Below are 8,428 nucleotides of genomic sequence, written 5' to 3' on the forward strand. Positions count from 1 at the left end.
CGTAAGAGCTCTAATCCCGTTTAACCACTGAGTCTTAGCTTTGTCACCAAAAGCTTCTACGTTTTTTGCATTAAATATACTTACTGCTATATCTTTATCTGGATCTAAGCTTTGTTCGCTTTCAGGTAAAGCTTTAATTGCAGCTTCAGCTGCTTCAAGTTCTTTTTTTAATTTTGTCTCTTTTGTATCAGTATCATCTTTTTTATAACGAGAGTAAAATCCATTTATACCATCTTCGTCAATTAGAGTAAAAGTGGTGGTTGTAGTATCGCTATCAAGCGTTGAAGTTGTTGATATGCCGATATCATCAAAAAAATTACTACTGCTTGATGTTGCCGTTGTTTTGGTTGCTTTTGAGCTCGTGTCTTGGCTAGACGGTCCTTCTCTTTCTAGAGCCGTTGTTGCTGGACTTGCTGTACTTATAGATTCCATTGCCATTGTTTTTTTCCTCTAATTTTGCTTCTTCGCTTATCTCTCTTTAATAAAACGCTAACTTAAATACATATTTGATATTTATCTAGCTTTATCTTGTTTTTCTGGTTTCACCTGGTTTGCTTCGCTTCGCTCGCAATGACGGTGCTACCATCAAATAATACTAAATCTCGCTTTCTTTTGTTCTTAACTTAAGCTTAATCTGTATTACGTTACAATACTAACAATGTCAATATAGATTTGTCAAGTCTTTTGTAAAATATATTTACACTTTAACATTAAAATTTGTTAATCTTGGGGCGATAGCTAGTATTACCAATGTCAATATAGATTTCCCAAGTCTTTTGTAAAATATATTTACACTTTAACATTAAAATTTGTTAATCTTGGGGCGGTATGGGGAACTCAAGCTTAGTATTTTGCTGGCTTTGGGCTTGGATTTGCTTGATTGTGGTATAATGAGAACTAGAACACACATACAGTGTTAGGTTCAGTTCATGGATAGGGATTTTTACATATATGAGATACTCAAGTCTCAAAATACGGTGTTTACTCCAAACGAACTCTCGCTATTGTGGAGAGACGATAATAAAGCCAATATCTATAGAAGGCTTTCTTATTATTGCCAAACTGGTAAGCTCATCCGTATTAAACAAGGCTTATACGCCAAGGATCCTAATTATAATAGATATGAGTTTGCTACTAAGCAATTTAAGCCTTCCTACGTCAGTTTAATCACGGTGCTGAGAGAAGAAGCGATGATATTTCAGTATTACGAAACCATATACCTCTGTTCATACCTTAGTCGTGATATTGAAGTTGAGAAGCAGGGATATCGCTACAAGAAGATTTCAAAGGATATTTTGCTGAATCCTAGAGGCTTAGAAGATAAGGAATTCTATTTTCGCGCTAGTAAAGAAAGAGCATTTCTGGATGCTTTATACTTATACAGAGAGTACTATTTTGATAATTTAAGACCACTTGATTGGGGTAAATGTTTTGATTTGGTGGAGATTTATTCATCAAAGGCAATGAACAAACGGCTTGAGTCTTATTACAAAATATATAAAGAAGACGAGGAGTAATTTATCTTAGATACTAATAAACATAGAGATATAATGATATCAATTCTAACTGATATTTATAGTAATTCCAAAATAGCTCCACATCTGGGTTTCAAGGGTGGTACAGCTCTATATTTTTTTTATAAGCTCAATAGATTTTCTGTTGATCTTGACTTTGATTTACTTGATCCAGAGAAAGGATTATTGGTCCATGAAACATTGTTGAAGATTTGCTCTAATTATGGTCTAATCCAAGATGAAGCTCTCAAGCATTTTGGTGGACTGATTGCAATGTCCTATCAAAAAGGTTTGCACCATCTCAAGATTGATGTTTCACACTGCACAGTTAATTCTAGTTATAAGCCTAAGTTGTTTTTGGGGATTCCGATTTTGGTTATGCAATTAGAAGATATGGCAGCTAATAAGTTACTGGCATTGACAGAGCGTAAAGTACCAGCTGCAAGAGATGTTTTTGATGCTTATTTTATTTTGCAAAACAAAATAGATATTACTGAAAGTGTTATAGAAGGCAGAACAGGATTGAATTTGATAGAGTATCTACGCAAAACAATCGACTTTGTCGAAAACAACTTTGATTATGATTTGCTTGATGCTTTGGGTGAGCTTGTAGAGCCAAAACAAAAAACATGGGTCAAAGAGAAGATGAAACAGGATACAATTGTGCAATTGAGAATTCGTTTGGATAGTTTGGAGAATTGTTTTTAATGGAGAGACTAAGCTATGTCTACGGTCCAGTACGCTCATGGCGCTCAGGTACTTCACTTGGTATCGATCCAATTGGCTCAACGAGTACTTGCTCCTTTAGTTGCGCTTACTGTCAGCTAGGCAAGATCCAAAAAGTCACTACTGAAATTAAGACCTATGTACCAACTGAATATATTATTGAAGACTTGCAGGCACTAGAAGCTAGTGGTGGATTTGTTTATGAAGATCTAGATGTAATTACTTTTGCTGGTTCTGGAGAGCCGACACTCGCCCAGAATCTTGCCCAGATGATTGATGCAATTCGTGAACTATACAAAGATCGCAAGAAGCAAGTCCCTATTTCTATTTTGACAAATGCCACGATGTTTAATGACTCGCTAGTGCGTGAGCGTGCTTTGCATGCTGATTTAATCTCTCTTAAGCTGGATGCGCCGAATGATGAGATCTTGAGCTCTGTCAATCAGCCTGCTGAAGGGGTTTCAGTGGCGAGTATTGTTAGTGGGATTACGATGCTTGCTTTAGATTGCCAGGCTGACACGACTCTGCAATTGCAAATCATGATCATGCCCAAATGGCTTGGGAAGAACGAATATCTTGCTGAGATGGCGGCTGTGATTCGTGATCTTGGAATTAACAAACTACAAATCAATACTCCTACAAGAGCCAAACCAGTCTCTAAGACTGGAGACTATTGGATAGATACTAGAGGTAATCATTATGGACCTGGAGAGGCTGACGATATTAAACCAGAATATATTGAATTTACTGAATTGCCAGTGATAACTAAGGAGCAGGCTTTTGCACTGGAAGATACTTGGCGAGAGCTTTTGCGCGATAGTTTGCCTGAGCTAGAGATTGTTAATGTTTATAAACGCTAGGACTGGATTGCCACGCCCTTTGGGCTCGCAATGACGGTTTTGACTAGAATTCATACTGCTCCATATATTCTTGGAAGTCTAGGATTCTTGAGATATCACTTTGTTTAAATAAAAATCCTTTACTTCTTTCAACTAAATGCTTTAAGTCTAAGTCTTGGCAGCGTGCCAAAACACGTTCTTTAAGTTCTTGTGGGCTGGAAATATTAAGTGCTTGTTTTAAGTAATCATAATTTGGTTTAGTTTTAGGTGCAATTGAACTGATATCAAAAAGATCTCTACCCATCTCTCTATCAAAGAAGGCTCTAAATTTTTGTGAGAGGGCGATGTCAATTGGCATAACTTTGATTTTGGAATTGAGATCAAACTTGTTGAATTGGAAAATATTACTTTGGTATTCTATGCCTTGGTTTTCTGAATCCATTTTAATTAATAGGACTTCGTTTTTGTGAGGACTTACTTCGTATTGAAAAAGTAAGCCCGGGAATCTAATATTGTAATGAAACACGGTTTTGTTTAATCTGGTTTTGCTGATGTCTATGTTCCAGCCATTAAGTCTTAGTTCTCTTTGAATATAGTCGCCAAGCTCAATCCATTCATCGAGGCTTAGGTCCTTGTTGTCAAAGTCTAAATCCTCTGAGAAGCGCTGTGTGTTGTATGCAATCCTCAGAGCTGTACCTCCAATGAAAATCAGTTTCTTAGAGATCGGTGATTGAAAGACTAAATGCAAAATATGATGTTGTAAGTATTCGCGTAAAACAGACCTCTTGTCTGATTGAACAGTTGACGGGAAGTATTGTGTTATTTCTTGGTAATCAAGCATGGTGAGCACTCCTTATAATATTGTCGATTCTTTTTTCTAGAGCTTTATTGTTGAATTGATCTAAGTATCGATAAAGCAATTTAAGATCAGCTTGTTCAATAAAGTATTCATAATCAAAACGTAGATCATCTAAGTCTTGTTTTGTTTTGAGGTCTGGATGAAGATAGAAATAATCCAAGACTGCTTTTTCTATTTTGGCAATTTTGACTTTAACTTTAGCTAGAGTATCAATTCTGTAACCAAATATCAGACTGGGTTTTAGATGCTGGTAAATGAAGCCACCAATAGGAGTATAAAAATCTATGGTTCTGCGACTTGTTGCCGAGGTCTGATTTACAATAGTTTCGGGAATAAGTCCGTATTGTGATAACGCAAGTTCAAAAGAGATATATGACGGTCGATAAATTTGATTTGCTATATGTGAAAGCAGATGGTTATTCAATTCTAAATCTGCAAAAATGTAATAGCCTCTACGAATTTTGCGTATGTATTGTTTTTTTTGCCAGTCGCTTAATAGATTTAGATCAAAATTTGGCGCAATAATATGAATGTCTGCTTTGTTAAAAACAATCATGTTTGCCATCTTGGATTTAAAATCTACATATTTCATTTCTGTTAGTAGTGTTTTTTCACTAGTAATAGAAATATTCCACTAAAGTTACAATTTTGCAACCTTAATGAAATAAAACATCACTTGCGCTAGTGACCCTTACTTATGTAATATTATAACAGGTGAAATACTATCCCATCATTAATTCTGTTTTAGACTTGCCAGAGCAAGTTAATCTAGCAGTTATGAAGCTAAGTTCTAGTGATATAGAACTTGAAGCTCTTGAGCTTAGTTTTGCTTGTCCTCGTTTATTGGAGCATTTAGAGGAGCTTTATTGTCTGGCGACTAGGTCTGGTCACAAACTCGGCTTGGCTAGCCTGATTGATAAAACTCAATTATCCTCCTTAAAACAAATAGCTGAGCCTTGGCTTCAAGAAGCTATCGAAGTTTTTGCGCCAGCCTTGGATACTGAAATCATAAAAACAATTCAAGAAGATCCATGGATGTCTCAATACTTGAATTATATTCCTGGAGTTTACTCTCAAGCTGACGTTAATGCTCTATTGAGAGCTGGTTATGCTGGAAATAAATTCAAGATCTATCCTTTGAATCCGACAAGCTCTAGTGATTTCTTTAATTCCCTTCAAGGACCTTATCCGGAGTTGCGTGACTATCAAGCTAAGGGCAAGAAGCTTGCCACTATCACTTCACCGCGCGACTTTCAGAAACTACGCAAGAAAAAACAGGATTGGGAATTTCAGCCCGAGCAGCGCAGCCCGCAGTCTGTGATTGATTACATCAAGGTCTTAGTGCCTAATGCTCAAGTTATAGTTTCTGGTCTGAGCGGAGACAAGACACAGTTGCAGTCCTTAACAGGTTATGATTTTGTAGCTACAAGGATGAATTTACTATGATTAATATAGTTCTCTATCAACCAGAGATTCCGCAAAATACAGGTAATATCGCTCGTTGTTGTGTTGCCAATGATTTACATTTGCATTTAATTAAACCACTTGGTTTTGAGTTGAGTGATAAATATCTCAAAAGATCTGGTCTTGATTACTGGCAACATATTAATTATACAGTGTATAATTCTTGGCAAGAGTTTTTGGATTTGACTAATACTTCAAGACTTTGGTTTCTTACAACCAAATCCACTAAAGCATATTGGGATATCAAGTTTGAGAAGGGTGATTACTTTGTTTTTGGTCCAGAAACTCGAGGTTTGCCGGAGGAGTTGATGGTTCCAGCTCAATCAATTACGCTGCCGATGTTAAGTAAAAATGCACGCAGTTTGAATTTAGCTAGCACTGTGCAAACTGTTGCCTATGAGGCTTTGAGACAGTTGACCCTGGCGTAGAATTGCAATCTGCCAGTTAGACTTGGGCGAGACTTCTTTCATTGGGATTAAGTATATCACTACTGGCACCCACTTGAACATCATTGGCGACCAGTTCTCTAACACTACTATCTATCGAACTGGTGGCATATTCTCGCAATGCTCTGTTGTAACCGAGGCTAGGGTTCTCTTTGGCAAATGCTATAAAGCCAATGATATTGTGTTGAATTCTGGCTTTGATAGTTTGTTCTAGATCACTTGTGCTCAATGTTAATAAATTGGCTTCAACTGCAACTCCATAGCGGCTTGCTAGTTTAAGTAGTCTTCGTTTTGTGTCACAAATATCATTGCAATTGTGTTTTGGTTCTGATTCTTTTTTTCTTGTCGCTTCCGCTGTTCTTCTTTCTTCGTGCTGTTCTCTGGTTCTCTTTAGATATTCTTGAGCTTGCTGCCTAGCTTTGTTCATCTGTTCAACCATCTGGTGGTAATAGCTCTGTTGCTGATACCAAAGTTGTTGTAATAAATTGTTGTCGCTTTTGCTTACTTGTGGTTTTGGAGTTTGCTTTGCTACTACTGGTTTGAGTTCTTCATTTTCAGGTTTTTTTATAATGACTTCTGTCACTTTGCTTTGGGCGATTTCTTTTTGCTTAGGTTTAAAACTCTGCTCAAGTATCTGTTTAGTTGAGTCTTTGATTTGTTGCCAATCTGTTGCTTCTATACTGGCATTAACTAATCCACCACCTGGTATAAGTGATAGTGCTGATCTTCTTAGTGCTGTGGTGAATGCTTCCACGTTTTGTCCCTTTTCCTTGTCCCTATAGTTACAAAGCAGGAAAAATGGTCTATTTTATAGTGATCTGCTTCAAGCCTGGGCTATTTGAGCTCTTTGCTGCATTTTTTGGCTTGTTTTTTCTAGGTTATCGGCAAAATTTTGTCCTGTAGACGATGAATGACTGGCATTAACTAGTTGAATCAAATGTGAAATGGCACTTGAATGCCCTGTCCTCATTAGTTTATTGACAGCGTCACCGGCATTGATACTTTGATGGGTTAACATCAAATATAGCCATAGAGATGGATTCACATGTGCCCGATTAAGAGCCATAGCTATAATATCGTTTAAACTTGCGTTACATAAATCAATCATGCCGTTATTAATACCTAAACGGCTAGCAATTTTATGAATCTTGTACCGCTCTGCATTATGGCTTGCACTGCAATGATGATCACCTTCGTTGTGACAACAAGAATCTGTCATTGGACCTTCCTTTAGGTCCGATAAGTGATCTTTGATATTCCTGGCTCTGCCTTATAAAGTATAAGGTCTTGACGCTTTGATAGACAGTTGTGGATATCTTGTCATCTCGTAGTAAAACGAAGATGGATGTGGAACAATCTAATTAATGGATATAGATGAACTCAACACAGGAGTTCTGCTATTTGATGGCGAGCTTCTCAAGATCCAAGAATTAAATCCTGCAGCGCAAAAGATTTTGGGCTGGAATTTGTCGAGCTTAAATGACAATATCAATGATCTTGGTGCTTTGAGTCAAGGACTGGCTGCGCTTGCCAAATTGATTCGTTCACTTAAATCCGAAGAGCTTCGAGAAGAAATTAAACAAAGCAAATCAAAACGAATTGAAATTAAAATCAATAGTCAGCATTTTAATTTATATCTGCAACAGCTTGAAGATGATTATATGCTTGAACTTAGTCAAATTATTTATCAGGATATGAAGCAAAGTACTCATGAACTTAAGCGCCCGATACAAAACATCAAAACTCTAGTTGAAACTCTTTTGCTTGGAGCCAAGGATGATGCTGTTAAAGCGCAAGAATATTTAGAGAAGCTTGATCATGAGGCAGACCGCTTGGGGACGATGGTTCAGGATATGCTTAGTCTTTCGCATGTGCTTAGTGGTTCAGTTGAATTGAACAAAATCGAACTTGATCTTGGGCAATTAGCAGACAAATTAATTAACTCAGCAGAGTCAAGAGCTGCTAGTCGTAAGATTAGTTTGAGTAATGAAATTCCCAAGGCTACAAAAATCTTTGCTGATAAAAAATACCTGGATCATTTACTTGCAAATTTAATTGACAATGGAATTAAATACAATAGAGATGGCGGTAAAGTGCAGCTTCATTATAAAGAAGGTGTTTTGACTGTTGAAGATACTGGTACTGGGATTCCTGAAACGGATATTGCCAAGGTTTTTGATCAGTTTTATCGAGTGCAAGCAAGTAGTGCTATTCAAGGTACTGGCTTGGGACTTGCTATTGTCAAAGCGATAGTGGATTTGCATGGTTGGACTATTGAGATAGAATCTGAGTTAAATACTGGTAGTCGTTTTTTAATAAGATTATCTTGATAATTTGTCGATGCTTGTGTTAGTATTGTTTGAGTTATGGTGGATTATACAGATAGAATAAGTGATTTTTGGCCAGATCCAAGGGTAAAGTATCTTTCTAAGCGTTTTGGCATTAGACCAGTTGTTTCGAGAGATACTGATTATGTCAGTGTGCAAGTTCAGAGTCCGAAGCCAAAATCTGACCTTAATCCACATTTGTTAGCTTTATTTGCTCCGGATACGGTCCCTAAACCAGCTAAGCGAGTAATGG

General features: G+C 37.1%; 12 protein-coding genes. 7 read left to right on the forward strand and 5 right to left on the reverse strand.

Going from position 1 to position 8,428, the window contains the following annotated elements; all coding sequences use genetic code 11:
* A partial coding sequence (locus tag O3C63_08560) for a hypothetical protein (protein ID MDA0772979.1) occupies positions 1 to 432 on the reverse strand: 432 nt, incomplete at its 3' end.
* Between the two features lie 497 nt (positions 433 to 929).
* On the opposite strand from O3C63_08560, the gene O3C63_08565 reads away from it, so the two are divergent.
* Genes O3C63_08565 through O3C63_08575 form a run of 3 tightly spaced genes read left to right on the forward strand, consistent with a single transcriptional unit; the run spans position 930 to position 3,100 of the window.
* On the forward strand, positions 930 to 1,517 hold the full coding sequence (locus O3C63_08565; GenBank protein ID MDA0772980.1) for a hypothetical protein: 588 nt from the start codon (positions 930 to 932) through the stop codon (positions 1,515 to 1,517).
* 33 nt (positions 1,518 to 1,550) lie between these two features.
* Positions 1,551 to 2,222: a nucleotidyl transferase AbiEii/AbiGii toxin family protein gene (locus O3C63_08570; protein MDA0772981.1), complete on the forward strand. Its 672-nt coding sequence runs from the start codon at positions 1,551 to 1,553 to the stop codon at positions 2,220 to 2,222.
* Positions 2,222 to 3,100 (forward strand): radical SAM protein, encoded by an 879-nt coding sequence (locus O3C63_08575; GenBank protein MDA0772982.1) that lies wholly within the window; start codon positions 2,222 to 2,224, stop codon positions 3,098 to 3,100. Before O3C63_08570 ends, O3C63_08575 begins: the two co-directional genes overlap by 1 nt.
* Positions 3,101 to 3,143: 43 nt before the next feature.
* On the opposite strand, the gene O3C63_08580 is transcribed toward O3C63_08575, so the two are convergent.
* Positions 3,144 to 3,920, reverse strand: coding sequence for a nucleotidyl transferase AbiEii/AbiGii toxin family protein (locus O3C63_08580; protein ID MDA0772983.1), 777 nt, complete (start codon positions 3,918 to 3,920; stop codon positions 3,144 to 3,146).
* Positions 3,913 to 4,530, reverse strand: coding sequence for a hypothetical protein (locus tag O3C63_08585; GenBank protein ID MDA0772984.1), 618 nt, complete (start codon positions 4,528 to 4,530; stop codon positions 3,913 to 3,915). Before O3C63_08585 ends, O3C63_08580 begins: the two co-directional genes overlap by 8 nt.
* A gap of 122 nt (positions 4,531 to 4,652) precedes the next feature.
* Here O3C63_08585 and O3C63_08590 point away from each other — a divergent pair, with 122 nt between their 5' ends.
* Together O3C63_08590 and O3C63_08595 are read left to right on the forward strand one after the other, a co-directional pair.
* Entirely contained in the window at positions 4,653 to 5,384 is a 732-nt protein-coding gene (locus O3C63_08590; protein ID MDA0772985.1) for a hypothetical protein, read from the forward strand.
* Entirely contained in the window at positions 5,381 to 5,830 is a 450-nt protein-coding gene (locus O3C63_08595; GenBank protein ID MDA0772986.1) for a tRNA (cytidine(34)-2'-O)-methyltransferase, read from the forward strand. The genes O3C63_08590 and O3C63_08595 overlap by 4 nt, the downstream gene beginning before the upstream one ends.
* Positions 5,831 to 5,846: 16 nt before the next feature.
* Here the strand turns inward: O3C63_08595 and O3C63_08600 are convergent, their stop codons facing one another.
* Both O3C63_08600 and O3C63_08605 read right to left on the reverse strand, forming a co-directional pair.
* The gene (locus tag O3C63_08600) at positions 5,847 to 6,602 is read right to left on the reverse strand and encodes a hypothetical protein (protein ID MDA0772987.1); all 756 of its coding nucleotides are present in this window, start codon (positions 6,600 to 6,602) and stop codon (positions 5,847 to 5,849) included.
* A 69-nt stretch (positions 6,603 to 6,671) separates the two neighbouring features.
* Positions 6,672 to 7,067: a hypothetical protein gene (locus tag O3C63_08605; GenBank protein MDA0772988.1), complete on the reverse strand. Its 396-nt coding sequence runs from the start codon at positions 7,065 to 7,067 to the stop codon at positions 6,672 to 6,674.
* Between the two features lie 145 nt (positions 7,068 to 7,212).
* Here O3C63_08605 and O3C63_08610 point away from each other — a divergent pair, with 145 nt between their 5' ends.
* A complete protein-coding gene (locus tag O3C63_08610; protein MDA0772989.1) occupies positions 7,213 to 8,178 on the forward strand; it encodes a HAMP domain-containing sensor histidine kinase in 966 nt (321 codons plus the stop codon).
* A 36-nt stretch (positions 8,179 to 8,214) separates the two neighbouring features.
* On the forward strand, positions 8,215 to 8,428 hold a 214-nt coding region (locus O3C63_08615), incomplete at its 3' end, for a hypothetical protein (protein ID MDA0772990.1).

This window comes from Cyanobacteriota bacterium (assembly GCA_027618255.1).
Classification (GTDB): domain Bacteria; phylum Cyanobacteriota; class Vampirovibrionia; order LMEP-6097; family LMEP-6097; genus JABHOV01.